This window comes from Cyclobacterium plantarum, from assembly GCF_011290685.1.
Taxonomy (GTDB): domain Bacteria; phylum Bacteroidota; class Bacteroidia; order Cytophagales; family Cyclobacteriaceae; genus Cyclobacterium; species Cyclobacterium plantarum.
The window spans coordinates 85,119-110,116 of the sequence record NZ_JAANYN010000001.1; the positions used below are offsets into that span (position 1 = coordinate 85,119).

A 24,998-nucleotide genomic window follows, 5' to 3' on the forward strand; every position below is an offset into this window, starting at 1 on the left:
GATATTATTGTTCGAAGAATGATTAAGTCAGGTCTTTTCAAGTGTGTTGAAAAAACAGTTGGTTGAAATAAAATTCCCCTAAACTAGCTATTTTGTGTATTAGGTACCAAATAAATTCTTGGGAGCGGTCAAAAAATATCCTGATTTTTTGACCGCTTTATGTCATATAGGTATTTATTGCAGCTTTGCAAGGGCTAATTCCAATGCTGTTCGGGCAATTTGGGTCTTATTTGGATTGGTTTCGTGACATTTTTTTAGTGCCTTGAAAATGGTTTTACTCACATCCTGAAAAATAGCCTCATCGGTCAACTGTGCTTTTTCTGACATCAGGTAGGCAGCCATTCTCGCAATACCTACATTGGAAATAAAATCTGGAATCAAAGATAGCTGATCATCAGCCATTGTACTGACAGGTCCCATGAAAATATCATTTTCGGCAAAGGGGAAATTAGCGCCGCTGGCAATCAATTCCAATCCTCCGGCAATCATTGTTTCCAATTGAGGCTTGGTGATTAGCCTGGATTTGGCTGCTGGCACGAAAATATCTGCAGATAAATCCCAAATGGTTTTGTTGGCGGTTTCAAATGGAATGAGTTTTCTACTAATTAACTTGTTTTTGTCCTTGTTCACATACAATTTAATGATGTCATCAGGATCAAGGCCATTTTTGTCTATAATGCCTCCTTCCAGGGAAATGATGCCGACAATTTTCACGCCGGCCCTGGAAAGAAAAAAAGCCGCAGCCGATCCGACATTGCCCCAGCCCTGAATGATGGCTTTTTTTCCTTCCAGAGAACCACCCCAAAGTTTGTAATAATGGATGACTGTCTGGGCAAGTCCATATCCGGTGATCATAAGGCTGGTGCGAATCCTGAAGGTAGGCGAAGGAGAAAATTCGGGGTTTTCAATGATTTTAGATAAGCCATATCTCAACTGCCCAATTTTCCTGATTTTTTTGGGTTCTTCGGCTTTGAAATGCGCATCAACAACGCCCTCCTGTGGATGCCAAAGGCCAAAACTTTCGGTCAAGGGAATCAATTCTTGGTCTTCATCGATATTTATGCCTGCACTGGTTCCGAAATAGCTTTTTAAGATGGGCGAAACGACTTTGAACCACCTTTTGAGCACTTCCTCTTTCCTGGGGTCTTCCGGGTCGAAGTTAATGCCTGCCTTTGCCCCTCCGATTTGGGGGCCAGAAATAGTATATTTTATGGCTGTATTTTTGGCGAGTTGGATGACATCCTTTTTTTCCAACCCTTTTTTCATGCGGGTGTCCCCTCCGGCGGCACCCCCTCTAAGCGAATTGATCACCAGCCATCCTTCCGCCTCCGATTCGCTATCACTCCATTCAAAAACAATTTCGGGCTGCTGATTTTCAAATTTTTTAAGCAGTTCTCTCATAAATTTATTGGTTTAGATTTATTATTCAGGAAAAAAACCCGTACATGGTGCCTCCGCTGCTGTCTCTGGAAGCAGCAGTAACCGAAGCCAGGCAATTGTTTTCTCCTCTCCATCTCAATACCCCCAGAAATGCAAATACGAGTGCTTCTTTAAAGTCTATGATTTGGTTTTCAGGAAGGCTTACCTCGATCCGAGGCTGGATTTTTGCAGAAAGGTTTTCAATGAAAAAAGTATTATATGCCCCACCCCCGGTTACGAGCAATTTTTTTTGATCGCCTGTGTTTTTTTGTTGCAACAGGATTTCCGATATGCATCTTGCAAAATGTTCCGACAAGGTCGCCAGGGTATCAGGAACTGAGGTATCCACACTTTCGAGGGTAGGTATAAAATCTTTTTCTATGTCCTCTCTTCCCAATGATCTTGCCCCTGAAAGCCTGTAGTAGGGGAGCTTTTCCAGTGCAGCAAGCAGCTCAGCACTGACCTTTCCCGTTCTGGCAAGGTCTCCATTGGCATCAAAAGCTTTGCCGGCCTTTTGGGCAAAATAATTGAACAAAAGATTGAAGGGGCAGGTGTCAAAGGCTTTTCTTTGCTTGTCAACCTCCATAGAAATATTGGCTATGCCTCCCAAATTGAGTGCATAATCATAATTTGGGAAAAGCAATTCATCCCCTACGGGCACCAAAGGCGCTCCCTGGCCCCCAAGGATCACGTCCAATTTTCTAAAATCGTTAATCACAGGAATTCCCGATGATTGCCACAAAGCAAAACCATCTCCGATTTGTTTGGTCATTCCCTTACTGGGTTGGTGAAACACGGTATGTCCATGGGAAGCAATAGCTGATGGCTGAAGGCCACTGGAATCACATACAACTTTCACCTTATTCCCCATCCAGGTACCAAATTCAATGTCTAAAATTTCAAGGGAAGCTGCATCCAAAAGGTGTGCCGACTTGAGGGATTGCTCAAGCTTTTCCGGAAAAGGGATGGTCGTTGCTTTTTGGATCTCAAAAGACCAGGCGTCATTTTTCCAAAACTTACAGAAAGCAAGATCCAGCCCGTCACCTGAAGTACCGGACATGAGCCCGACCACTTCATACCACTTTGGTTCATCCATGGGTTAAAGTTTGTTAAAAAGGTCTTTCTAAACTTAAAAATAACATTTCATTCAGCAGCCTCCAAGGTAAATTGACTAATTTTGAAGTGGTTTTTGAAAAGAAATGGAAAAGAATTTAAGGCATTGGGCAATAGACATCGGAAATACCAGGATCAAAAGCGGTGTATTCCTCAATGGTAAATTGTTGGAAACCAAATCCTTTACTGATTTATTGTCTTTCCAGGCATATTTTAGACCAAAAGTAGGTGAGCAGGTGATCATGGTCTCTGTAAAATGGAATGAAAATGAGCTGAAAGAAATATTCAACATTCCTTTTCTTTTTTTCGACCATAATACACCTTTGCCCATTTTCAATGCGTATGCCAGTCCCGGGAGCCTGGGCCTGGACAGGCTGGCGGCGGTAGTAGGCGGTAGGGCCTTGAAAAACAAGGGACCGGTTTTATGTATAGATCTTGGAACCTGCATCACTTATGATTTTCTGGATGGAGAAAACAAGTATCAGGGAGGGGCAATATCTCCAGGAGTATCTTTAAGAGCCAGATCCATGCATGAGTTTACGGCCAGGCTGCCCCTGGTGCACCTGACAACTGGAGAAAATATTCCAATTACAGGGAGGGATACTGTAAGCTGCATGCAGTCCGGTATTTTCCACGGTGTGGCGGGAGAAATGAGCGCATACATCAGGTATTACCAGGAAGCTTTCGGCCAAGTTTATGTCTTTATTTGTGGAGGAGATGCCGAAATCTTTGAAAGCTTAATAAAAGACCACATATTTGTAATCCCCAATTTGGTCCTGTACGGATTGGACAGAATATTAACATACAATGTCGAAAAATAAATTAATTTTGGCCACACTCGGGTTGTTCCTGGGTTTTATTGCCATTTCTACCCATAGTTTTGCTCAATTCACTTCATCAACCTACAGTTCCCTGGGGGTAGGTGTTTTCAATAATTCCGGCCTCACCCAGAATCAGGGTATGGGAGGAATGGGCATAAGTTTTGGGAACAGTTATAGTGTAAACCATGTGAACCCAGCCATTTCTGTTAAAAATGGCGCTTACAGTTTTCAGGCAGCCTTCAATTACAACCAACTGTCTGCAGCCACCGAGTCCAATTCAGAAGTATTGGACGGAGGGGGTCTCAGCTATGTTGCCATGTCCTTTCCCGTCATTCCAAGGAAGTTTACTCTGGGATTGGGCTTAAATCAACTTACTGGAGTAGATTATAACATTACCGTCAATTCACCGGTAACCAATACCTCCCTGGTCTCCCAAAATAGGATAGAAGGGAAAGGGGGGTTGAGCCAGGTGTATCTTCAGGGTGGATTTCAGGTATACAAAAATTTGAGTCTGGGTGTAGAGGGTGCATATACCTTCGGCTCAACGATCAGAACCAATCAACTGGATTTACTTGATGAGGACTTAAACGGCATAGGCATTTCATCTGAATATTATGAAAGACTGACCTTCAGTGATGTTACCTTTAAGGGAAGTATTTACTATGCCCAGCAACTTGGCGAACAGAAATACCTTAATTTAGGTGCCATTTATCATATTTTTGGTGATATTAGTGGAAAAGAATTTGCAAAAATGGGAGAATCGGGCCAAGCTAGCATTCCCAATTCACCCGGGGATGTGATTTCGGATGACGTTTCCGGAAGTATTTTCTTGCCTAATAAGATAGGTTATGGTGTAACTTATGAAAAAATTAATAAATTTGCTATAGGTGTTGAAGCGCAGTTTCAGGACTTTTCTGATTACAGGGGTTTTAATGCCAGTCAAAGCAACCTTGGAAATGCCTACAAACTATCATTGGGAGGGCAATACATTCCCGACGCCTTCTCTTTGGAGAGTATGCTGAGCAGGTCTACCTTTAGGGCTGGAATTGAATATGAAAGATTGCCCTATCTGCTGAACCAAAACCAGATTGATGATATTGGCATTAATTTTGGTACTTCTCTTCCGATATATAGTTTATCGTTATTGAATTTGGCAGTTAAGGTAGGAACAAGAGGAACAGTAAACGATGGATTAGTTAGAGAAAATTATTTTAAAGTTTCTTTAGGGATATCAATAAATGACAACAGTTGGTTTTACAAAAAAGTATTTGAATGATGTTGACAAACATGAAAATTAAATCGGCAATTATCGGATGTTTGTCCTTCCTACTTGTAGGATTGGTACAGGCACAGGAAGGTTGGAATTGGCCTGCAGACACAGAAATGGAAGCCAAAGCCAGAGAGTACAATGCAGCCTACAATGACTATTTAAAAGCTGAAGAGTTTTTGAAAGCCAAAGGACCTTTACATTGGCTGTTGGTCAACGCTCCGGATTTAAATGAGGCGCTTTACATCAATGGTGTAAAAGTCTACGAAGGAGCTGCCGAAAAAGCATCCGATGAAGCCAAAATAAGTGTCTATCAGGATTCTGTATTGACGATTTATGATTTGAGGAAAGAATTGTATGACAATGAGGCCAATTGGATTGCCAATAAAGCTTATTATGCCTACAAGTATTACAAAGGTAACAAAGACAAAGTAAACATTGCGGTAGATCTTTTTGAAAGAACCATCGATATTCATGGTAAATTGGAGCCATCTTCGCTCAATGCAGCTTATTTTGATGCGGTTTACAGAAATTTTGCTTACAATAAAGCCTACACTCCTGAAGAAATCATCGAAAAATACGAATTTATCACCAGCAAATTGGATGAAGATGAGGCTGCAGGAACAGATGTATCCAGATCCAAATCTACATTGGAGCAGTTGCTTGCTGCCATGGAAATTATCGACTGTGATTTTATAGAAAATAATATGGGGCCCAAGCTAAAGGCAGACCCCACCAATTTGAAATTGGCAAAACAAATTTTCCAGTATTCCATTAAGGAGAAATGTACCAGCAGTGATATTTTTCTGGCCGCCCTGGAGACCATCGATAATGACAGTCCTACTTTCAGCACTTCTCAGGTCAGGGGAATGCGTTATATGCAAAATTCAGAATATGCCAAGGCAGGAGAGCTTTTCGAAAAAGCACTTACCCTTGCAGAAACCGATGAGCAGAAAGCTGAAATTCATTGGGACATGGCCAAAGTACACGCAAACCTAGGCAGAAAAAGCCAGGCCCGTTCCTCTGCTTTGAAAGCTGCAGAGATGAATGGGGAGCGCGAGGCAGACGCACATTCCTTTATCGCAGGATTGATCATGTCCTCTTCCAATGAATGTAAAGGTGGTGAAAGTCGGGTGAAGGATTATTCCATATACATTGCCGCATACAACGAATATGCCAGAGCAGGTAACAATGAAGGTATGGCTAATGCAAAAGCCAGGTTCCCATCTAAAGAGGAATTGTTTACCGAGGGATATCAGGTAGGTGATACCATCAACACAGGTTGTTGGGTTGGACAGACTGTTACACTGGCTACAAGAGATTGATACGATGAAAGCCTGACTGATCAGGGTACACTAAAAGAAAGGCGGTAGATTTACCGCCTTTTTTGTTTCCGAATAACGGAATCCAAAAGGGTTTTTGGGATAGAAAACAAACCTTATTGCCCATCATTCGTCAATTGATACAGTATTGCTTGGTTAAAGAAGGCATTACTATAAAAATTGTACTTACCTTTGTATCAAGATTATGGTATCGCGTATTTTGAACCGCATTATCGGAAATATGAAAATTAAATTTTCATATTCCTTCAGTTTTTTCTTTAGGGGGTACTATGGATTGTTATTGCCTTTGATTTTGGCTGGAATAGTTTCCTGTAGGGAAGACGTGGATAAAAGCCAGTTGGAAACCTATGAAGGTCCTATAAGGACCAGCCACCAAATGGAATTGCTTCACAGCGACTCTGCTCTGGTAAGGACAAAATTGATGGCAGATAAGCAACTTGAATTCAGGAATGGTGATAATGAATTTCCAGAGGGGATTGTGATTCATTTCTTTGAGAAGGATGGCACCCTAAGCACGACGATACGGGCCGACAGAGGCTATTATGACCGTAAAAACAACCTCTACCGGGGTGAGGGAGATGTGCAGGTCCACAATATATTGAAGGAGCAAAAATTGTCTTCCGAAGAACTCTTTTGGGATCGCGCAAAGAAAAAAATTTATACCGATAAATTTGTAACCGTGGAAGAACCCGACAGAACCATCAAAGGTACAGGAATGGAAGCAGATGAGGGTTTTAATGATTATAAATTTAAAAAGGTGACAGGAAGAATTGAAAATGTCCTTTAATTCAGATTTATGAAAATCACGAGTACCATTTTATTGGCTTTGGCGGCAGCTTTAGTGGTCATTGGGGCGCACCTTACCATGAAAGCTGGTATCATGGCCTCCTATCCTCTGTTTATGTTTGCAGTCGTCTTGCTGTTTTGGCACATGTACCGTAAAAACAAGGTGGAAGAATCAGCCAAAAATCAACAAAAATCCGGAAGTAAAAAAAGGAATAAGAACTGATGGGAGATCAATATTTATTGATGGTGTTGGTCAGTTTGTTCTTTTCGGCACTTTTTTCCGGAATGGAAATAGCCTTTGTTTCAGCGAATAGGCTGCACATAGAATTGCAAAGCAAGCAAGGTAAAATTTCCGGTAAAATATTATCCAATTTTATCCAGAATCCAGGTCAGTTCATTGGAACCACTTTGATGGGAAATACCATCAGCCTGGTACTTTACGGGATTTTTATGGCCTATTTACTGGGTCCTCCTATCGGGTTTTTGCTGCCGGATTCATTGAATACCGAGGCAGGGGTAATGATTGTACAAACCGTGGTGTCTACCCTTGTGGTACTTATTACCGCTGAATTTATTCCCAAAAGTATTTTCATCCTCAACCCTAACAGTCTGCTTGCCTTTTTTTCGTTCCCTTTTGCGGTGATTTATTATATCCTGTACCCCATTGTTTGGGTAGTAGTGGGTCTTTCCAAATTTGTCATTGTAAAGGTACTCAAATTGGAATACAATGAGGAGAAGCCAGCTTTTACCATTACGGATTTAAACCGTTTCATTCAGAATTACCTTGACCCCAAAGGGGAAGACGTGGACATTGATGCAAAGATTTTTGACAATGCGGTAGACTTTAAAAAAGTTAAAGTCAGGGAATGTATGGTGCCCCGAACGGACATTGTCGCAGTGGAAGTGGAGGATAACATCCCAGAACTAAAAGAGGTTTTTGTGGAGAGCGGCCATTCCAAAATCATCATTTACAAAGAGACGATTGATGATGTTATTGGATATTGTCACCACCTTGAGCTTTTTAAAAAGCCTAAAACCATTGAGGATATCCTTACGCCAATAATCATCGTACCTGAATCTGCACTTGCCAATGAGCTGTTGGTCCAGTTCATTAAGGAAAGAAAAAGTCTTGCCTTGGTAGTGGATGAATTTGGAGGCACAAGCGGCATAGTAAGCATGGAAGACATCATTGAGGAGATCTTTGGTGAAATCGAGGATGAGTACGATAATGATGATCTGATTGAACAAAAGGTATCAAATAATGAATACCTGTTAAGTGCCAGGCATGAAATTGATTATATCAACGAAAAATATGAATGGAATTTGCCGGAAGGAGAATTTGAGACTTTGGCCGGGTTTATTTTGTCGCTCACGGAGAGTATTCCCCAAAAAGGGGAGTCTGTAAGTTATGGGCCTTTTACTTTTACCGTGGTGTCCAAGCAGGATCACCGGATAGATACCATCAAAATTAACATAGATTAACCCGTGTTGTGGAAATACTTGATTTATAGATGCGGTAATATTTTGAATTTACCGCTATATGTAATTATTTTGCGACACTTCAAAAAACAGGAGAATGGCATTAATAAAACAAATTAGACAAAGGACAGGTCTTGCGATCGGTGTTATTGCAGTAGGACTGATTTTCTTTTTAGTAGGAGGAGATATTCTGGGTCCGAATTCCATGATTTTGGGATCCGACCGGACCACTGTGGGAGAAATTGCCGGTGAAGACATATCCTATGATGAATATGTTCAGCGAATTGAACAAACCAAAATGAGGTTTCAGCAGAATACAGGGAGAAATCCGTCAGAAAGCGATTTGTCTAGTATCAGGGACCAGGCCTGGCAGGCCCTTATCGTTGAAAAGATCTTTGCGACACAGTACGAAGAACTGGGTATGCAGGTGTCAGATGATGAGCTGGTGGATATGGTCCAGGGTAAAAACATCATTGGAGAACTGAGACGTCAGCTGACCAATCCCCAGACAGGAGAATTTGACCGGGAGCAGTTGATTACCTTTCTGCAGTCCCTGGAAAACGCAGATCCCCAGCAACAGGCCTTTTGGGCCCAGCAGGAAAAAATGTTTGCTGACTCCAGGCTCAGGATCAAATACGACAATATGTTGGCTGTTTCAGAATATGCTACAAATGCAGAAGCAAAACTTCAACATAAAAGCGCAAATACCATAGCTGATGTCAGGCATATTCACATACCTTACTACTCGGTATCCGATTCGCTGGTTCAGATAAATGATGCTGAAATCAGGACTTATATCAGCAAAAACCAAGAAAAGTTCAAAGTTACTGAGAGCAGAGGGTTGAGGTATGTGCGGTTTCCACTTCACCCCAGTGCGGAGGATTCTGCAGCTGCATTGGACCAGATCAACGGGTTGATTGCGGAGCTTAAGGAGACCAATAGCGATTCTTCTTTCGTTGTAAGAAACTCCGAAGCCCTGAACCCCTTTATTACTGTAAATCCAGGAGACCCACTTCCACAGAATTTCACCAACAATGTAGATGAACCTGAAGAAGGGGTGGTGTATGGTCCTTTTTTAAGCAATTCGTCCAGTTATGTGGCTTATAAGATAACGGATAAATTTGAGGGGGATCCCCGTATGCGGGCAAGTCATATTTTGTTAAGCACAGAAGGTATGACGGATGAAGACAAGGAACAGGTAAGGCAACAGGCCCTGGATGTCCTGGCAGAAGTCAATGAGACCGGCAACTTCGAGGTGGCAGCAGCGCAATATGGGCAGGATGCTACTTCCCAGCGTGGCGGTGATTTGGGTTGGTTTTTTAAGGATGATTTTGTGACAGAATTTGCGGATGCTGTTTTTTCTGCCAATTCCACCGGGGTTATCAACAGATTGGTAGAAACAGAGTATGGATACCATATCATTAAAGTGACCGAGCTTCAGCAGACGCTAACGCAAAAAGTTGCCATACTTGAATTGGAATTAATTGCCAGTGATATAACCAGGAATGATGTATTTAGAAATGCTGATTATTTTGCGGCAAACTCCTCCAACCCATCTACATTTGAGGCAAATGCCGAAAAAGAAGGCTATACTATTTTATCGGCAAGTAATGTAGGACCTACATCCAGAACCCTGAACAACCTTAGCGGGGCAAGGGAAATTGTACGTTGGGCATTTAATGACGCATCTGTTGGAAAGGTTTCCAGGGTTTTTGAACTCGAGGATGCCTATGTGGTAGCTTTGTTATCCAATAAGACAGAGGAAGGTGATGGCAGCATCAATAATCCTGACATCAAGGCCCAGGCTACCCAAGAACTTAAAAACGACAAAAAAGCTGCCTACATAAAAGAAAAAATTGAAGGCATGGAAACATTAGAGGCCATGCAGGAAGCATTTCCTGATGCTTCCATCGGTTCCACAGCAGATTTGCGGCTGAATGCCAGCACATTGCCAGGAGTAGGGTTTGCACCCAAAGCTGTTGGAGCCATTTTTGGCCTGCAGGAATCAGGTGAAATGACAAAGCCCATTCAGGAGGATATAGGAGTGATTGTAGCCGAACTCAACAGTATTATTCCAGCCCCTGAAATTGCAGATTACACCCGTTATCAAAACGAAATTACCAACAATGCTTCTCAGAGAACTTCATACATGATCATGATGGCGATGGAAGAACTTGCAGGTGTTAAGGATTACCGATATAAATTCTTTTGATCTGCCCTTAATATGCCCTTAATGGAATCCCATTCTTATAAAGAATGGGATTTTTTCGTTTTCAGGGATTTAATTTTACTAAATTTTGGTTAAAAAATATATGGAAAAGAACTTTGACACCGTGGCATTTAAAGAAAGGCTGGAAGATCAAAATAGTTTTCCTGCTTTGTACATGTTTAAATTTATTGTGCCCAATGGCAAGGAAAGTGAAATTGCCGCATTGCTGCCCAATAATGAAATGAAGATAAAGACTTCATCTAAAGGTAATTACGTCAGTGCCACCATCAAGGCCATGATGCCTGATAGTCAATCCATCATTGATGTGTACGAAAAGGCAGCAAAAATTGAAGGTGTCATATCACTTTAAAAATACCTATTTATGTGGAAAGAAGAGAATAATAAATTGAAGCAAACTTTTGAATTTAAAGATTTTACAGAGGCATTTGCCTTTATGACAAGGGTAGCCTTTTTGGCAGAAGCCCATGGTCATCACCCTAATTGGAGCAATGTGTACAATAAAGTAGACATTGAATTGACCACGCACGATAAGGGGAATACCATCACCGAGAAGGACAGGAAATTGGCAAAAGCCATTGAAGAGTTGAATTGATGGATGAGGTTTCCTCCATTAGTTTGTATTTGGTTCCCACTCCAATAGGAAACCTGAAAGACATTACTTTACGGGCCCTGGATGTATTGAAAGAAGCAGATGTCATATTGGCGGAAGATACCAGGACTTCAGGAAAATTGCTCAAACATTTTGACATCAGGCGTCCATTGGAAAGCTATCACATCCATAACGAACATAAAAATGTTTCCCGTATTTTGGATAGGATGTCGGACGGTATGGTTTTCGCATTGGTAACCGATGCAGGCACACCTGGTATTTCAGATCCCGGGTTTTTACTCGTAAGAGAAAGTATTGCTGCTGGTTTCGGAATTTGTAGTTTACCCGGGGCCACAGCCATTATCCCTGCACTCGTCAATTCCGGTCTACCAAACGATCGATTTGTATTTGAGGGTTTTTTGCCGCATAAAAAAGGCAGAAAAACCAGAATTGAATCTTTGATATCGGAAAGCCGGACCATGGTCTTTTATGAATCCCCTTATCGCCTGTTGAAAACCCTGCAACAGCTATCAGAAGCCTTTGGTCCCGAAAGGCAGGCCTGTGTGAGCCGAGAAATCACAAAATTGCATGAAGAAAATGTCAGGGGAAGTCTTATTGAGTTGTTAAATTACTATCAGGAGCACACTTTAAAAGGGGAGATAGTACTTACTGTTGCCGGAAAAGAATAAATATGGATTTAGAAAAGATCAGTCAAAATGTTGCGGAACTTGCCCGGCAAGCCGGAGCTTTTATTCGGGAAGAGGGAGCGACTTTCAATAGGGATAAAGTGGAGCAAAAAGGCTTTAACGATTTGGTCTCCTACGTAGATAAAGGGGCTGAAGAATTGATAGTTCGGGGGTTAAGTAAAATTTTACCACATGCTGGTTTCATTACCGAGGAAGGCACTAAGACTGATTCTGGCAAAGAACTGACCTGGATTGTAGATCCCCTGGATGGCACCACCAATTTTGTACATGGTATTCCTGTGTATGCAGTTTCCATTGCGCTGGCAAATCGCAACGAAATTCTGGTGGGAGTGGTTTACGAGATCAATCTTGACGAGTGTTTTGTCGCGTACAAAGGATCCGTTTCCACTTGTAATGGTAGACCCATCGGGGTTAGTAAGTCAGTTCACCTGGGTAATAGCCTGGTGGCTACCGGATTCCCCTATGATGCTGGAGGGAAAACCGACAAGTATTTAGACTTACTAAAGTTTTTCCTTCAAAACAGCCATGGATTAAGGCGGCTGGGTTCGGCTGCAGTTGATCTTTGCTATGTAGCCTGTGGTAGGGTGGAAGGCTATCTGGAATACAATTTACAATCCTATGATGTTGCTGCAGGGACCCTGATCGTCCAACAGGCCGGAGGAAAAGTAACGGATTTAAAGGGAGGTAGTGATTTTATTTTCGGACGACAAATACTGGCGAGCAACGGAAAAGTTCATAAAGAGCTGCTGGATGCCGTTCATGAGCATTTTGCATTTTAGGAAGAAATATTTGACTATATAATATTGTGATTAAATGCAAAAAAGGTAATTTGAAAAAAAATATTTCGCCTGTGAAAAAATAATTTGTATTTTCACTATAATTGATTAGCTTTCATTTACTTATAAGAGCAGACAATTTAACAAGCTGATCACCCAGGTCTATCCCAGCTAAGACTGAAAGAAATTGTTGATTGCTGCTTATCAGTTTAACAATATATCAAGATGAATATAGGAATTTTAGGTGGTACGAACCTGGCGACCAATTTGGGTAATAAATTTATCGGCAGAGGAATGGATGTGGTTTTTGGTGTGAGAGAAGGTTTTAGTACCAGAAAAGTGGAGTGGAAAATACTCAAGATGCAAAACCACTATGTTTTGAATTATGCGGATGCCATATCAGCTTCCGATGTGGTGATCATTTGCTGTGAGAATGAGTTTTTACCCGTTGTTTGTGATTACCTGAAACAATACGGTTCCCCGGATAAGTTGTACATTGACAGTACCAATGGGGTGCATGATGAAAGTCTGGAATGTAATACTACCTATATCAGGGAAAAAACAGGATATCAAAGAATTTTTAAAGCTTTTAATAATTTAGGATTAGATTACCCTAAATCAGATCCTTTAGAATTGATTAAGGAAACTTATTTTTGTGGGGATAACACCAATGACAAGCAACTGTTAAAGAAGCTCATTGAGCTGATAGGTTTTAAAGCCATTGATGCGGGAATGATTAAAAATGCCTGTCTCCTCGAGGCGGTTTACCACCTCAGTAAGGAAATTTCGATGGCCAAATCCGGGGACTGCCATTTTAGACTGATGTCAGTTTGATATTATTGAATTTTATCGTAATTTTTTAGCCTGTACCAATTTCCTGCATGTGATCGGTATCGTTTTTGTGATAAATAATTCCGTATACCTTATTGGTAGAAATGCGTATATATCAAAGTGATTACGTATTGTAATTTTTAGAAAATTCTCCATTTATGAAAAAGCTTTTGTTTATCGTTATTGCCGTATTTGCCATTCTGATGGTGGTACTGGCGGCAGTTCCTTATTTATTTAAGGATGAGATTTTTAACAAATTGGACCAGGAACTGGCGAAGACTGTAAACGCACAGGTCTATTATGATCGTGATATGCTCAGTCTGAGTGTTTTTAAGAATTTCCCGCAATTGACAGCCGGTATGGGTGAATTTGGAATCAAAGGGAACCCGCCATTCCAAAATGACACACTGGTCCATCTGGGAAGAATGCAGGTTGACCTGGATATCTGGTCTGTGATTTTTGATGACAACCCCAGTCTGAAAGGCCTTCACCTGCTGGATGGTGAAATTTATGTCAAGGTGCTGGAAGACGGAATGGCCAATTATGACATCATGTTTGAAACTGAAGAGGAGGAAGTAGAGGAACCCACTCCTTCCGCTTTTCAGTTGGGTATTGATTTGATTGAGGTCCGCAACCTGAATTTTATCTATGATGACCGCAGCCTGGATTATATAATGGTTTTGTCAGAGATGAACCTGGAGGGTAGTGGTGAGCTCACCACAGATGTCTACGACCTGGACCTGAGCGGTGGGGGAAATATTGTCAACCTCAGCTACGAAGGTATTGAATACCTCACAAAGAAGAAGATGACCATTGATTCGAAAATCAATGTGGACTTGAATGAGATGCGGTTTGCAGCCAAGGATGCTAATCTTACTCTCAATGAATTTGGTTTTGGAGTGGATGGATTTTTGGCCATGCCCGCTGACGATATAGAAGTAGACGTTCGTTTTAATGGCGATAACAATGATTTCAGGAGTGTGCTGTCTTTGGTCCCTGGGATTTACTCCGAATCTTTTCAGGATTTAAATACTTCGGGAGAAATGGATTTTTCCGGAATGGTCAAGGGAGTGTACAACGAGAGTTCCTTTCCGGCCTTCCAGTTTAACCTTAACATCGATGATGGCATGTTTCAATACCCGGAACTTCCCAGACCCGTGCAGCATGTCAACATGGATTTGACGGTACTCAATGAATCAGGTAATCTGGATTATACATCTATTAATCTCTCTAAATTTTCCCTGGAATTTGGAAACCAGCCTTTCATTGGTAGTTTTATGCTCAAAGACCTTGTCAACTATGAGATGGATGCCAAGCTTAAGGGAACATTGGACCTGTTAGAGATGACAGCTATTTTTCCTTTGGAAGACATGGAGTTAAAAGGTAGGTTGGCCATTGATGTTGATGCAGCTGGGAGGTATGATACCCTTTCGGGGGAAATTCCAAAAATAGATGCTGAAGTTTCTCTTAGTGATGGATTTATCAAAAGCAATGCCTATCCAGCACCCCTGAATAATATAAATGTGAAGGCCATGGCCTTGAATAAAACCGGTCAGATGAAGGATCTGACAGTGAATGTGTCTTCTTTTGGATTTGAATTGGAGGAGGAGACCATAACAGGGAAACTTTTAATCGATAATTTGGAAGCATTGAATTATGATTTTTCTATTCATGGTGCTTTAGATTTGGGAAAGATTGCTTCTATTTTACCTCTGGAGGAAATGGTTTTGGAGGGAAGAATCCAGGCTGATATAGACGCAAGTGGAAGTTATGAGGCGATTGAAAAGAAACGGTTTAATCAATTGGCCACAAGTGGTGAATTGAAAGTAAGTGATTTTTACTTTGCAGATCCGGAGTATCCCCAGGGAATACGCATTCATGAAGCCAGTACTGAGTTTGGTCCACAGGCCATCCAGCTTTCTTCCATGGATGCCAGATTTGGGAAAAGCCCGGTCCAGGCCAATGGGACCTTGTCCAATTACATGGCTTACCTTCTGGGTGAAGCCGGACAGGAATTGAAAGGTGATCTCAACCTTTATTCCAGCAATTTCAATGTCAATGAGTGGATGACGGATTCGGAAGATGCTGATGCAGATACTACATCCCTGGAATTGGTGGCATTACCAGCCAATATTGATTTTAGGATGAAAGTAGAAGCGGATCGTATTACCTATGACAACCTTACCCTTGAAGATGCCAGCGGGAGCATGCACCTTAAAGATGCTGTACTGCGATTGGAAGGATTCAAGACAAAAACTCTTGGTGGATCTCTTGCTTTTGATGGTTCTTACACTACCAGAGATATCCTGCACCCTTCCTTTGATATGACACTGGACATTAGCAGCCTGGGGGTTCAGGAGGCTTTCCAGTCATTTGTAACGGTTCGGGCATTCGCGCCCATTGCACAACATGTTACCGGTAATTTTTCAACGAAGTTTTCATTTTCCGGGTTATTGGGTCAGGATATGATGCCGGTATTGTCTAGCCTGGATGGAAAAGGCCTCATTCGACTTGCCGAAACAGCCATCAGGGATAGTCCTCTTATTCAGGGGATTACCAGCATTACCAAACTGAACGATGCTGCCACCCTGCGATTGAAACCCTTGAATATCAGCGCTGAAATCGTCGATGGGATGTTGAATATCGCCCCCTTTGAGTTACAACTTTGGGATTACCCTACAAGGATTCAGGGAAGTACCGGTTTCGATGGTAGAATCAACTATCTGGTGGCAGTAGATGTTCCAGCCAATAAATTCGGTTCGCAAATCAACAACCTTGTATCTGGAGCTTTAGGAACAGACCTTTCCAATACAACCATTCCACTGGCTTTCAATGTTGGGGGTAGTTACAATAAACCTCAGGTAAGCCTGGCCTCTGCTGATAATTTGGAAAGCTACCTTGCAAATACCTTGAAAAACAGGTTGACCAATGAAAAGGAAAATGTTCAGGAACAAATTGCTGCTGAATTTAAAGCCAAGGAAGATAGCCTGAAACAGGAAATCAGTGAGAAGGCTCGTGTGGCCAGGGATAGTGTGGAAAAGGAAGCGGAAAAACTAATTGAATCATCTAAGGAAAAAGCAGTGGATGAAGTTAAAAACTTGTTAAAAGGGTTTACCAACAGGAAGAAAACAGCTGAACCAGAAAAATCAAACCCGGAATAATCTTATCGAAGATATTCCAATAGGTAATACCAGCCTGCCAAAGTAAAAAATGACAGGGGTATGCCTATGCCTACCAGGAGCGAAGCAAGTTTTGGCCTGAGGTTAAAGTTAGTTGCGATGATGGATGAGGTAATCATGGAAGCCATGCCAGCTTCCATGACACTTACCTTAAAAATAAGGTTTTGCCCAGGAGTACCCCCAAGTATCCAGAAATAGATCAGAAAAATCACCAGGGGAATCAGAAACAGTTTATGCGCTAAACCAAACCAAAGGAAATTGTCTCTGATATCTTGAGGCCTGATTTTGATTTGCAGCCCTACAGCGATCAATGCTATCGGTGTAAGGGTAGCAGAAAAACTCCTCAGAACATGTTCTACTATTCCCCTGATCTCCACTTGAAGCAGGTTGAGCAACAAGGCCAAAATAAAAAATAAGAAGGGTGGGAAAAGCAGCATTTTCTTAGAAATATCTCTTTTACGCATTTTTTCTTCACCATAGATGGAAGCCACAATGATGGCCAGACTGCTAACCACCAGAAATGATCCCGGCTGATCTACCAAAACAGCAATTTTCAAGCCCTCAATGCCATAAATTGCTTCTATGATAGGATAACCAACAAATCCTGTATTGGATAGGCCCCCACATATGATCAGGCAACCAATGGTATTTCTTTTCCAGTCAAATTTTTTTCCCAGGTAACCAAAAAGTAACCAGCTTAGGGAAAAAACAATCCAGGCTACAGAAATGGGCAAAAGTAGGGAAAAGCTGAGCTCCAGTTTGGAAATATGGAGCAGGGAAACGGCAGGCAGCACCACATAAATCAAGTAAGCATTAAGGGCTTTGGGGGCATCAGTGGGAAACTCCCGGATCCTTTGCAGTGAGATGCCCACCAAAATAGAAATGATAACAAGTAGTATGTTGGCCATGGGTAGATATAGGTTCCAAAATTAGATGAATGCGCAGGAAATACCCACTACAGGTTAAAAAAGGCTGGAAAATCAGATGTATCCAAAATGAGCTCTTTTTTGATTGAAATAAGCCTTCAGTTCAGGATACAATTTGCTTTCGGCAACAGGGATTCCCTTCAATGTTTGATTGATATTGCCCATTTCTGATTCAGGATCTACTTCAAGGGACTCTACCAGCAAAATAAGTTCTTGAAGGGGAAGGGGTCCATCGCTGTATTCTGGCTTGGTTTTGTATTCATTTCCGTAAAAGTCAATGATTTCGAAGAAAATTTCACCATCTAGTGCAGTGGCAAAAATACAGATTTCTTCTCCCCATTGACTTTCCGGGTAGGTTAGTTTGACCAAAAGTGAACTTGCTCCTGTTCCGTTAAAGTATGTTTCCGGTTTGTAATCGAAATTCATCTTGTGACAAATATAGGAGATTTACCAGCTAATCCGAAATGAAAAATCATTTCAAGTTAAAAGTTAGTCAAGACTAAATAAAATATAAGACATATCTTTCATTTTTGTTGTTCAGTCAGGTAATATTGTTTAAATTTGGGCATTAGCACTGGATACATTGAGATTTATCAGAAAAATATTGCCCCCTGTAAGCTTTGGACTATTGGTCCTGGTTCATCTGATGCTTCTCAATAGTGTGGTTTTTTACCACGAGCATGATCTGGAAACCGGGGAAACCATCAGGCATGCACATCCTTTTTTATCTGAAGAAGAGGAGCAAAACAGGGAGCATTCAGAAAATGAGCTCATCCTGTTGGACATGCTTACCCATGCCCAATTCTTTGTTCCGGAAATCTGGGGTTTTATTGCTGAAGTAAGCGGGGTATTTGAGGTTCCCAGTCCGTTTATCCTTCTTGAAAGTCCTGGTCTTCAGATCAGGGAAAAGTTATCTCTTAGAGGTCCTCCATTGTTTTTTTCCATTTCTTCTATGCCCTGATATTGGTTAGGGCATGTCAGGACTCACCTTTTAAAGGCTATCCCTAGCGGAAAGCGATTTTGGGGGTGGTTCATTCTTTAATTCACAAAACAAAAAACATGAAAATTATACTATCCCTGATGGTAGGCCTTTCCATTGGCCTTTCCACTGTTCAGGGGCAAAATAATGCCGTTTCCGGTACTATCAAGGATGCTGAAACCAATTTGCCTTTACCCGGGGTTACCGTTTTTATTCCAGAATTAAGCAGGGGGACCGTTTCTGATGAACAGGGCTGGTTTTCGGTGGGTAATCTTCCGTCCAGGAGCCTTACTTTTCAGTTTTCCTTCCTGGGATATGCTACCGAATTGTCCAAGGTAAATCCTTCCAGGCAAGAGGATCCCCTTGTAATGGCTATGGAGTCTGCAACGACCACTGTAGATGAAGTGGTGGTGTCCGGAGTGTATGTGATGGGTAGAGAAAGTTCCCCTATTTCAATTGAAAAAGTTAACAGGGGAGCTATTTTAAAGAATCCTGCACCCAGTCTGATGACAGCTTTGGCCAAAACACCTGGAGTTAGCGAGGTATCTTTAGGTCCAGGTATCAGCAAACCGGTTATAAGGGGATTGTCCTTTAGCCGGGTTTTGTCTGTTTACCAGGGAGCCAGGTTCGAAAACCAGCAATGGGGAGCAGACCATGGCTTGGGACTGACGGAGACTGGTCTTTCTGGTGTAGAAATCATCAAAGGGCCGGCATCCATCATTTACGGTTCAGGAGCCATGGCTGGAGTAGTTAACCTTATAGAAGACCCTGATGCGGCTTCAGGCGAAATAGCCGGAGATGTGAATCTCCGCATGTATGGCAATTCCCTGGGCCGACGCCTCGAGACAGGAGTTAAAGGAGCAGGAGAAAAAGGGTTTTTCTGGTCTGTCAGAGGAGCAGCCGAGTCCCATGCAGACTATTTGGATGGCTCAGGGAAGACGGTAGGAAATACCCGATTCAACACCGAAAACATCAAAGCAGGTTTGGGAATTCGAAAAAATTGGGGAGATACCCGGTTGAGGTACACTTATCTGAAACAGGAATTGGGTATTTTGGACGAAAACAACCAGGAAATATTGGTTACCAGCCGCAATGACAGAAGTCCTCAATTGCCATTTCAGCAGGTTGCTGATCACTTCCTCAATTCGGAAACCAATTTATTTCTGGGAGAAGATAAAATAAAGGCGACTTTTGGATACCATTGGAATTTCAGGGAGGAGACAGAGGAGGATTTTGACCAGGTAGACCTGGGGCTCAGGCAGACCAATTTCATGTACGATATCAAGTACTATAAGTCCCTTAATCAGGATACCGAAACCATATTCGGCATACAGGGATTTTACCTGAATACCAATAATGATGTAAATGCTGCAGAAATATTGATTCCTGATGCGACAAAAGATGACCGTTCGGCCTATGCCCTGATCAATTATGCCAATGCCAAATGGGTTTTGCAGGGTGGTATCCGGTATGATTACCGCAAGGTCACTGCCGATGCCAGCGGAGCCAATTTTATTGATTATGGTTTTGAACTGCCTGGTTTACCAGAGGATCGGATGCTCAGCAGGTCTTTTGATGGATTGACGGCAAGTGGAGGCGCTACTTTCAGGCCCTCTGATAAATGGAGGTTTAGGTTAAATGTAGCTTCAGGCTTCCGGGCTCCTGATTTGGCGGAGCTTTATTCCAATGGCCCCCATCCCGGGACAGCAAGATTTGAGCGGGGAAGTGCAGGTTTTGAACGGGAGCAGAACATACAATCCGATCTGGGAATCAGGTACAGGTCTGACGATTTCTCCTTGTCATTGGAGGGTTTTTACAATGTGGTTAACAATTATATTTATTTTGCTCCCACCAACGAAAAAGTGGGGGACTTGACCGTTTGGAGTTTTGAGCAGGACAATGCCAGACTGTTTGGGGGAGAGGCTTTTCTGGAACTTCATCCTGCGGCAGTTCCCTGGCTTACCGGAAACACTTCTTACAGTATCGTCATAGGCAGGAGGCAGTCTGATCAGTCTTACCTGCCCTATATACCAGCTTTTCGCTGGAATCAGGACCTGAATGTAAGTTTAAATAGCATAGGGAAGTTATTGAATCCCTATATAAACCTGACAGGAAGTTTGGTATTGGATCAAAACCGTCCTGCGCCACTGGAGGATGCCACCCCTGGGTATTACCTTATGGGTGTTCATTTGGGAAGTGGCTTCCAAATTTGGCAACAGGAGATGAATGTATTTGTATCAGCAAATAATGTATTGAACACCAACTATCTGGACCATATGTCCTTATACAGACCCTTCGGTATAAATCAAATAGGCAGAAACATCTCTTTGAACCTTCAGTTTAAATTTTGACCTGAAAATTAGGGAAGCATAAGCTAAATTTCAATTCTCCTTCCATCTAATGGGGGAGGAATATAATTATTGATTTTAATACCAATCAAAATGAAAAGACAATTGGATTATAGATAGTTTAGAAGTAATTTTGGCATTCGAATTTGAATTAAACCTGTTTGCATATGCCAGACCTTACCGCATTTGGCTGAGGTTTGCAGCGCTAAAATGACAAGATCATTACATGAAAAGAGATCAACTGATATTTGACCTGATCGCAAAGGAAGAAGACCGCCAAAAGAGAGGAATAGAGCTGATCGCCTCAGAAAATTTCACAAGTAAACAAGTAATGGAGGCAGCTGGCAGTGTGCTGACCAATAAGTATGCCGAAGGACTTCCGGGAAAAAGGTATTACGGAGGCTGCGAGGTAGTTGATAGCATTGAGCAAATAGCCATAGACAGGGCAAAAGAGCTTTTTGGGGCCACATGGGCCAATGTACAGCCCCATTCTGGAGCTCAGGCCAATGCTGCCGTGTTTTTAGCCTGTCTGAATGCAGGTGATGCTATTTTGGGATTTGACCTTTCGCACGGCGGACACCTTACCCATGGTTCTCCAGTAAATTTTTCCGGAAAATTATATGAACCACACTTTTATGGCGTGGAAGAATCAACCGGGCTTATAGACTATGATAAAGTTGAGAAAAAAGCCCTGGAAGTCAAACCCAAATTAATCATCTGTGGTGCTTCTGCTTACAGTAGAGACTGGGACTATGAAAGGCTTCGGTCAGTGGCAGATCAGGTTGGAGCGATTTTATTGGCTGATATCTCTCACCCATCTGGATTGATAGCCAGGGGCTTATTGAATGATCCTCTGGAGTATTGTCATGTAGTCACAACTACCACGCATAAGACATTAAGGGGCCCCCGTGGAGGATTGATATTGATGCGGGAGGATTTTCCCAACCCATTTGGCATCAAAACCCCAAAAGGAGAGTTAAGGAAAATGTCATCTATTCTGGACTCAGGAGTATTTCCGGGCACACAGGGAGGGCCACTGGAGCACATCATTGCTGCAAAGGCCATTGCCTTTCAGGAAGCACTTTCTGATGAATACATGCAATATGTATTGCAGGTGAAGAAAAATGCCGCTGAAATGGCTGAGGCTTTCGTACAAAAAGGGTATCAGTTGATATCAGGAGGAACAGATAACCATCTGATGTTGATTGACCTAAGAAATAAAAACCTGACAGGTAAAATTGCGGAGGAGACCTTGGGTAAAGTGGATATTACCATTAACAAAAACATGGTACCTTTTGATACCAAATCTCCCTTCGTAACTTCAGGCATGCGGATAGGCACAGCGGCTGTGACAACCAGAGGGTTGAAGGAAGCCGATATGAAAAAAATTGTGGAATTGATAGATCAATCGTTAATGCATCATGAAGATGATGCTGCTTTGAAGGATGTCAAAGCATCGGTTAATGAGTGGATGGTTCAATTTCCTTTATACTAAATAAGAATTAAGTGGCACTTGATCAATACAAAGAAGAAGAGGAAGAAGATAACGGAATGTCCTTTTTGGACCATTTGGAACAACTTCGCTGGCATTTACTGCGTTCCATTTCTGCCATACTTGTATTCATGGTTTTGGCATTTCTTTCCAAGAGCTTCGTTTTTGGCCAGGTAATCCTGGGTCCCTCCAAAATCGACTTCATCACCTACAGGGTGTTGTGTCAGGTCTCGGATTTTTTCTCCCTGCCGGCACTTTGTATTGAAAAATTGCCTTTTATTATCCAAAGCCGTCAGATGACAGGTCAGTTTTCCATGCACATCACCTCTAGTCTGGTGGTGGGATTGATTGCAGCTTTTCCCTACGTTTTTTGGGAAGTATGGCGGTTTATCAGTCCGGGCCTGTATGACAAGGAAAAAAATGCTGCTCGCGGCGCTGTTTTTTTTGTCAGTCTTTTGTTTTTTCTTGGAGCAGCGTTCGGTTATTATATACTTTCTCCCCTTTCTATTAATTTCCTGTCCAATTACCAATTGGATCCCTCCATTGCCAATGAATTTGACATTACCTCCTATGTGTCCACTTTGGCCATGTTGGTTTTGGCATCAGCGGTGATGTTTCAGTTGCCCATTGTCATCTATTTTCTTACTCAGGCAGGTTTGGTTTCCTCGTTGATGCTGAAGACTTACAGAAGACATGCTATAGTGGTGATTCTGGTTTTGTCGGCATTGATTACCCCTCCAGATGTAATCAGCCAGATTCTTATAGCCATGCCCATATTGGTGCTCTATGAGGCAGGAATCATCATTGCCAAAAGATTGGAGAAAAAGCGTAGAAAAGAAGATTTAGAGAACGGATTTTAATGCATAAGTGATGTCAAAGAAAATAGCCATCGGGGGAGACCACGCAGGGTTTGCCTACAAACAGGATCTGATTAAAATATTGGAAGGTAAAGGATATGAGGTCAAGGATTTCGGGCCTTTTACCGATGAATCGGTAGATTATCCCGATTATGTACACCCATTATGCCAGGCTGTAGTTTCCGGTGAATTTTTTCGGGGAATAATCATTTGTGGCAGTGGCAACGGTGTGGCCATTACTGCGAATAAGCATCAGGAAATCCGGGCGGCGATTTGTTGGAACGAAGAACTTGCGGCATTGGCCAGGCAACACAATGATGCCAACCTGATCGCCATTCCCGCAAGGTTTGTGTCCTTTGAATTGGCAGAAAAAATGGCCGGCATTTTCCTGGACACTGCTTTTGAGGGTGGCAGGCATGCCAGGAGGGTCAACAAAATACCTTGTTGAGCTCCCGATCTCTGGTTTCTGATGATTACTGTACCTGATTTACCTGATTTTTCTGTAATGTCCGGGACCATCCTGCTGGTAATGGGATTCGAAAAAGGGAATGTCTCTGATCCATTGCTCGAAGAGCTTTTCTTCGTCTATGATCAGTTCGGGTGATTCTTTTTTGAGGTCCTGATAAATCCTTACTTTTCTTTCCATTTCGCTCATTCCGTCAAAATATATGCGGGTTAGCCTGAAATTCAGATAGGGACTTGCTACTTTGGATTGATAATATATGTTTTGATTGTTTCCCAGAACCATCACTGCGGTTTCTTCCGGAATGGAAGGGCTTTCAGATAGATCGATTTTGTATCGTTTAAAGGAAGTCTCGTTTTTTTGGTAAAAAACCCAGCTATAGCCAATAAAAGGAATAATCAAAAGAAAACCATAAGCTATTGTCTGCCGGACCATTCGCTTGCTGCTAATGGTAAACAGGTGTGTGGTGAAGTATGTAATCGCCGGAATAATGGTAATAAACTGGTAGGGGCTGATCCTTTCCATTAGGAAAAATGCACTTATATTGAAAAGCAAAAAGAACAAAAACAATTGATTTTGTTTTTGTTGGTTCACATTCATGCGGTGTGTCAGGTTATTTGAAAAATAACCGATCAGTGCCAGGGCCAATGGTAGCGAAAAAATGTATAGCAGGTCTTTTATCTCCACATGATAAAGTCGGTCTATCTTCAGTCCCAAAATAACATACAAGTGGAAAAATTCGGATAAACTATCTTTCCAAAAATAATAAACAGCACAAAAAGCGATTGGCAAAAGGTATGAGGCCAGCAAAAGATTCAATTGCTGAAAAGAAAAACCGTTTACCAATAGGCCTGTCAGGATGAGGAAAGGAAGCAGTGCCAGGTAAGAAAAATGAAAACAGAAAGCAACTCCTCCCCAAATTCCCATCAACAAAATAGAAGGAACAGGGTTAGCATTAATGGCAGTCAGCCGGAGCAGTTGCCCTAGTGCCAATAGGATAAAGGTGTTTCCCATCAATGCGGGGGATAAGGTCATGAAATCGAAGGACAGCTGGTACAGAATGACCATGATAAAGGCAGGAAGGTAGTTGGCCTCTTCATAGGCATTGATTCTGATCAGCAATTCATTGATATAAAAGACCTGAAACAAAATGAGCAAAAAGGAGATGATGGAAAATGAAGTGAGAGAATTACCGAATAATATATGGTTTAATCCGTAGATCCAAGCAGAAAAGGGACCGGTACTGTCAATGGTATCAACAAAATGCAAATTCCCGGCGGCGAGCCTTTCTCCCAATAATTGCCAAAGCAGTTCAGGTTGGGTGATGGGAATATCCATCAGGTAATAAGGAATGCGGAATAAAATGAAAAGGAAAAAGATTCCGATCATCCGC

23 protein-coding genes are annotated in these 24,998 nt (G+C 42.1%); 18 read left to right on the top strand and 5 right to left on the bottom strand.

The genetic code is table 11. The features are described from left to right. Window positions 1-174: 174 nt before the first annotated feature. The gene (locus G9Q97_RS00345; RefSeq protein ID WP_166142015.1) at window positions 175-1,401 is read right to left on the bottom strand and encodes a Glu/Leu/Phe/Val dehydrogenase; all 1,227 of its coding nucleotides are present in this window, start codon (window positions 1,399-1,401) and stop codon (window positions 175-177) included. 25 nt (window positions 1,402-1,426) lie between these two features. Then, window positions 1,427-2,515: an anhydro-N-acetylmuramic acid kinase gene (locus G9Q97_RS00350; protein WP_166142017.1), complete on the bottom strand. Its 1,089-nt coding sequence runs from the start codon at window positions 2,513-2,515 to the stop codon at window positions 1,427-1,429. A 103-nt stretch (window positions 2,516-2,618) separates the two neighbouring features. Between G9Q97_RS00350 and G9Q97_RS00355 the strand changes: the two genes are divergently transcribed. The 13 genes from G9Q97_RS00355 to G9Q97_RS00415 all read left to right on the top strand — a co-directional run bounded on the left by G9Q97_RS00355 (window position 2,619) and on the right by G9Q97_RS00415 (window position 16,522). Next, window positions 2,619-3,353, top strand: coding sequence for a type III pantothenate kinase (locus G9Q97_RS00355; protein WP_166142019.1), 735 nt, complete (start codon window positions 2,619-2,621; stop codon window positions 3,351-3,353). Next, complete coding sequence (locus G9Q97_RS00360) at window positions 3,340-4,629, top strand: hypothetical protein (RefSeq protein WP_166142021.1); 1,290 nt, start codon at window positions 3,340-3,342, stop codon at window positions 4,627-4,629. Before G9Q97_RS00355 ends, G9Q97_RS00360 begins: the two co-directional genes overlap by 14 nt. 11 nt (window positions 4,630-4,640) lie before the next feature. Further along, entirely contained in the window at window positions 4,641-5,945 is a 1,305-nt protein-coding gene (locus G9Q97_RS00365) for a hypothetical protein (protein ID WP_166142023.1), read from the top strand. Between the two features lie 238 nt (window positions 5,946-6,183). Further along, window positions 6,184-6,750: an LPS export ABC transporter periplasmic protein LptC gene (gene lptC, locus G9Q97_RS00370; protein ID WP_166142025.1), complete on the top strand. Its 567-nt coding sequence runs from the start codon at window positions 6,184-6,186 to the stop codon at window positions 6,748-6,750. 9 nt (window positions 6,751-6,759) lie between these two features. After that, complete coding sequence (locus G9Q97_RS00375; protein ID WP_166142027.1) at window positions 6,760-6,972, top strand: hypothetical protein; 213 nt, start codon at window positions 6,760-6,762, stop codon at window positions 6,970-6,972. Beyond that, a complete protein-coding gene (locus G9Q97_RS00380) occupies window positions 6,972-8,231 on the top strand; it encodes a hemolysin family protein (RefSeq protein WP_166142029.1) in 1,260 nt (419 codons plus the stop codon). The genes G9Q97_RS00375 and G9Q97_RS00380 overlap by 1 nt, the downstream gene beginning before the upstream one ends. A gap of 94 nt (window positions 8,232-8,325) precedes the next feature. Beyond that, window positions 8,326-10,440: a SurA N-terminal domain-containing protein gene (locus G9Q97_RS00385; RefSeq protein ID WP_166142031.1), complete on the top strand. Its 2,115-nt coding sequence runs from the start codon at window positions 8,326-8,328 to the stop codon at window positions 10,438-10,440. 100 nt (window positions 10,441-10,540) lie between these two features. Continuing rightward, entirely contained in the window at window positions 10,541-10,807 is a 267-nt protein-coding gene (locus G9Q97_RS00390) for a DUF493 family protein (protein ID WP_166142033.1), read from the top strand. A 12-nt stretch (window positions 10,808-10,819) separates the two neighbouring features. Next, entirely contained in the window at window positions 10,820-11,050 is a 231-nt protein-coding gene (locus G9Q97_RS00395) for a 4a-hydroxytetrahydrobiopterin dehydratase (protein ID WP_166142035.1), read from the top strand. Continuing rightward, window positions 11,050-11,736: a 16S rRNA (cytidine(1402)-2'-O)-methyltransferase gene (gene rsmI, locus G9Q97_RS00400; RefSeq protein ID WP_166142036.1), complete on the top strand. Its 687-nt coding sequence runs from the start codon at window positions 11,050-11,052 to the stop codon at window positions 11,734-11,736. Before G9Q97_RS00395 ends, rsmI begins: the two co-directional genes overlap by 1 nt. Before the next feature lie 2 nt (window positions 11,737-11,738). Further along, window positions 11,739-12,533, top strand: coding sequence for an inositol monophosphatase family protein (locus tag G9Q97_RS00405; RefSeq protein WP_166142038.1), 795 nt, complete (start codon window positions 11,739-11,741; stop codon window positions 12,531-12,533). A 222-nt stretch (window positions 12,534-12,755) separates the two neighbouring features. Beyond that, the gene (locus G9Q97_RS00410) at window positions 12,756-13,364 is read left to right on the top strand and encodes an NADPH-dependent F420 reductase (RefSeq protein WP_166142040.1); all 609 of its coding nucleotides are present in this window, start codon (window positions 12,756-12,758) and stop codon (window positions 13,362-13,364) included. A 155-nt stretch (window positions 13,365-13,519) separates the two neighbouring features. Further along, on the top strand, window positions 13,520-16,522 hold the full coding sequence (locus G9Q97_RS00415; RefSeq protein ID WP_166142043.1) for an AsmA-like C-terminal region-containing protein: 3,003 nt from the start codon (window positions 13,520-13,522) through the stop codon (window positions 16,520-16,522). A gap of 2 nt (window positions 16,523-16,524) precedes the next feature. On the opposite strand, the gene G9Q97_RS00420 is transcribed toward G9Q97_RS00415, so the two are convergent. Both G9Q97_RS00420 and G9Q97_RS00425 read right to left on the bottom strand, forming a co-directional pair. Then, window positions 16,525-17,448 carry an AEC family transporter gene (locus tag G9Q97_RS00420; protein WP_166142045.1) on the bottom strand — a complete coding sequence of 308 codons (924 nt, stop codon included), beginning with the start codon at window positions 17,446-17,448 and terminating at the stop codon, window positions 16,525-16,527. A gap of 72 nt (window positions 17,449-17,520) precedes the next feature. Then, a complete protein-coding gene (locus G9Q97_RS00425) occupies window positions 17,521-17,892 on the bottom strand; it encodes a UDP-glucuronosyltransferase (protein ID WP_166142047.1) in 372 nt (123 codons plus the stop codon). A 157-nt stretch (window positions 17,893-18,049) separates the two neighbouring features. On the opposite strand from G9Q97_RS00425, the gene G9Q97_RS00430 reads away from it, so the two are divergent. The 5 genes from G9Q97_RS00430 (at window position 18,050) to rpiB (ending at window position 23,590) form a co-directional block, all read left to right on the top strand. Continuing rightward, window positions 18,050-18,427 (top strand): hypothetical protein, encoded by a 378-nt coding sequence (locus G9Q97_RS00430; protein WP_166142049.1) that lies wholly within the window; start codon window positions 18,050-18,052, stop codon window positions 18,425-18,427. Between the two features lie 98 nt (window positions 18,428-18,525). Further along, complete coding sequence (locus G9Q97_RS00435; RefSeq protein ID WP_166142051.1) at window positions 18,526-20,796, top strand: TonB-dependent receptor; 2,271 nt, start codon at window positions 18,526-18,528, stop codon at window positions 20,794-20,796. 223 nt (window positions 20,797-21,019) lie between these two features. Next, window positions 21,020-22,288 (top strand): serine hydroxymethyltransferase, encoded by a 1,269-nt coding sequence (locus G9Q97_RS00440; RefSeq protein ID WP_166142053.1) that lies wholly within the window; start codon window positions 21,020-21,022, stop codon window positions 22,286-22,288. An 11-nt stretch (window positions 22,289-22,299) separates the two neighbouring features. Continuing rightward, entirely contained in the window at window positions 22,300-23,145 is an 846-nt protein-coding gene (tatC, locus tag G9Q97_RS00445) for a twin-arginine translocase subunit TatC (RefSeq protein WP_166142055.1), read from the top strand. Window positions 23,146-23,155: 10 nt separating this feature from the next. After that, window positions 23,156-23,590 (top strand): ribose 5-phosphate isomerase B, encoded by a 435-nt coding sequence (gene rpiB, locus G9Q97_RS00450; RefSeq protein ID WP_166142057.1) that lies wholly within the window; start codon window positions 23,156-23,158, stop codon window positions 23,588-23,590. A gap of 39 nt (window positions 23,591-23,629) precedes the next feature. On the opposite strand, the gene G9Q97_RS00455 is transcribed toward rpiB, so the two are convergent. Next, window positions 23,630-24,994, bottom strand: a complete 1,365-nt coding sequence (locus G9Q97_RS00455; protein ID WP_166142059.1) for a hypothetical protein — start codon at window positions 24,992-24,994, stop codon at window positions 23,630-23,632. Window positions 24,995-24,998: the final 4 nt, after the last annotated feature.

Excerpts from the sequence above, each read along its gene's own strand:
- rsmI (WP_166142036.1), top strand. The coding sequence starts at position 11,050 with ATGGATGAGGTTTCCTCCATTAGTTTGTATTTGGTTCCCACTCCAATA.
- G9Q97_RS00380 (WP_166142029.1), top strand. The coding sequence starts at position 6,972 with ATGGGAGATCAATATTTATTGATGGTGTTGGTCAGTTTGTTCTTTTCG.
- rpiB (WP_166142057.1), top strand. The coding sequence starts at position 23,156 with ATGTCAAAGAAAATAGCCATCGGGGGAGACCACGCAGGGTTTGCCTAC.
- G9Q97_RS00420 (WP_166142045.1), bottom strand. The coding sequence starts at position 17,448 with ATGGCCAACATACTACTTGTTATCATTTCTATTTTGGTGGGCATCTCA.
- G9Q97_RS00390 (WP_166142033.1), top strand. The coding sequence starts at position 10,541 with ATGGAAAAGAACTTTGACACCGTGGCATTTAAAGAAAGGCTGGAAGAT.
- G9Q97_RS00425 (WP_166142047.1), bottom strand. The coding sequence starts at position 17,892 with ATGAATTTCGATTACAAACCGGAAACATACTTTAACGGAACAGGAGCA.
- G9Q97_RS00360 (WP_166142021.1), top strand. The coding sequence starts at position 3,340 with ATGTCGAAAAATAAATTAATTTTGGCCACACTCGGGTTGTTCCTGGGT.
- G9Q97_RS00435 (WP_166142051.1), top strand. The coding sequence starts at position 18,526 with ATGAAAATTATACTATCCCTGATGGTAGGCCTTTCCATTGGCCTTTCC.
- G9Q97_RS00345 (WP_166142015.1), bottom strand. The coding sequence starts at position 1,401 with ATGAGAGAACTGCTTAAAAAATTTGAAAATCAGCAGCCCGAAATTGTT.
- G9Q97_RS00405 (WP_166142038.1), top strand. The coding sequence starts at position 11,739 with ATGGATTTAGAAAAGATCAGTCAAAATGTTGCGGAACTTGCCCGGCAA.
- G9Q97_RS00440 (WP_166142053.1), top strand. The coding sequence starts at position 21,020 with ATGAAAAGAGATCAACTGATATTTGACCTGATCGCAAAGGAAGAAGAC.
- G9Q97_RS00455 (WP_166142059.1), bottom strand. The coding sequence starts at position 24,994 with ATGATCGGAATCTTTTTCCTTTTCATTTTATTCCGCATTCCTTATTAC.
- G9Q97_RS00410 (WP_166142040.1), top strand. The coding sequence starts at position 12,756 with ATGAATATAGGAATTTTAGGTGGTACGAACCTGGCGACCAATTTGGGT.
- G9Q97_RS00365 (WP_166142023.1), top strand. The coding sequence starts at position 4,641 with ATGAAAATTAAATCGGCAATTATCGGATGTTTGTCCTTCCTACTTGTA.
- G9Q97_RS00350 (WP_166142017.1), bottom strand. The coding sequence starts at position 2,515 with ATGGATGAACCAAAGTGGTATGAAGTGGTCGGGCTCATGTCCGGTACT.
- G9Q97_RS00415 (WP_166142043.1), top strand. The coding sequence starts at position 13,520 with ATGAAAAAGCTTTTGTTTATCGTTATTGCCGTATTTGCCATTCTGATG.
- G9Q97_RS00375 (WP_166142027.1), top strand. The coding sequence starts at position 6,760 with ATGAAAATCACGAGTACCATTTTATTGGCTTTGGCGGCAGCTTTAGTG.
- lptC (WP_166142025.1), top strand. The coding sequence starts at position 6,184 with ATGAAAATTAAATTTTCATATTCCTTCAGTTTTTTCTTTAGGGGGTAC.
- G9Q97_RS00385 (WP_166142031.1), top strand. The coding sequence starts at position 8,326 with ATGGCATTAATAAAACAAATTAGACAAAGGACAGGTCTTGCGATCGGT.
- G9Q97_RS00395 (WP_166142035.1), top strand. The coding sequence starts at position 10,820 with ATGTGGAAAGAAGAGAATAATAAATTGAAGCAAACTTTTGAATTTAAA.
- G9Q97_RS00355 (WP_166142019.1), top strand. The coding sequence starts at position 2,619 with ATGGAAAAGAATTTAAGGCATTGGGCAATAGACATCGGAAATACCAGG.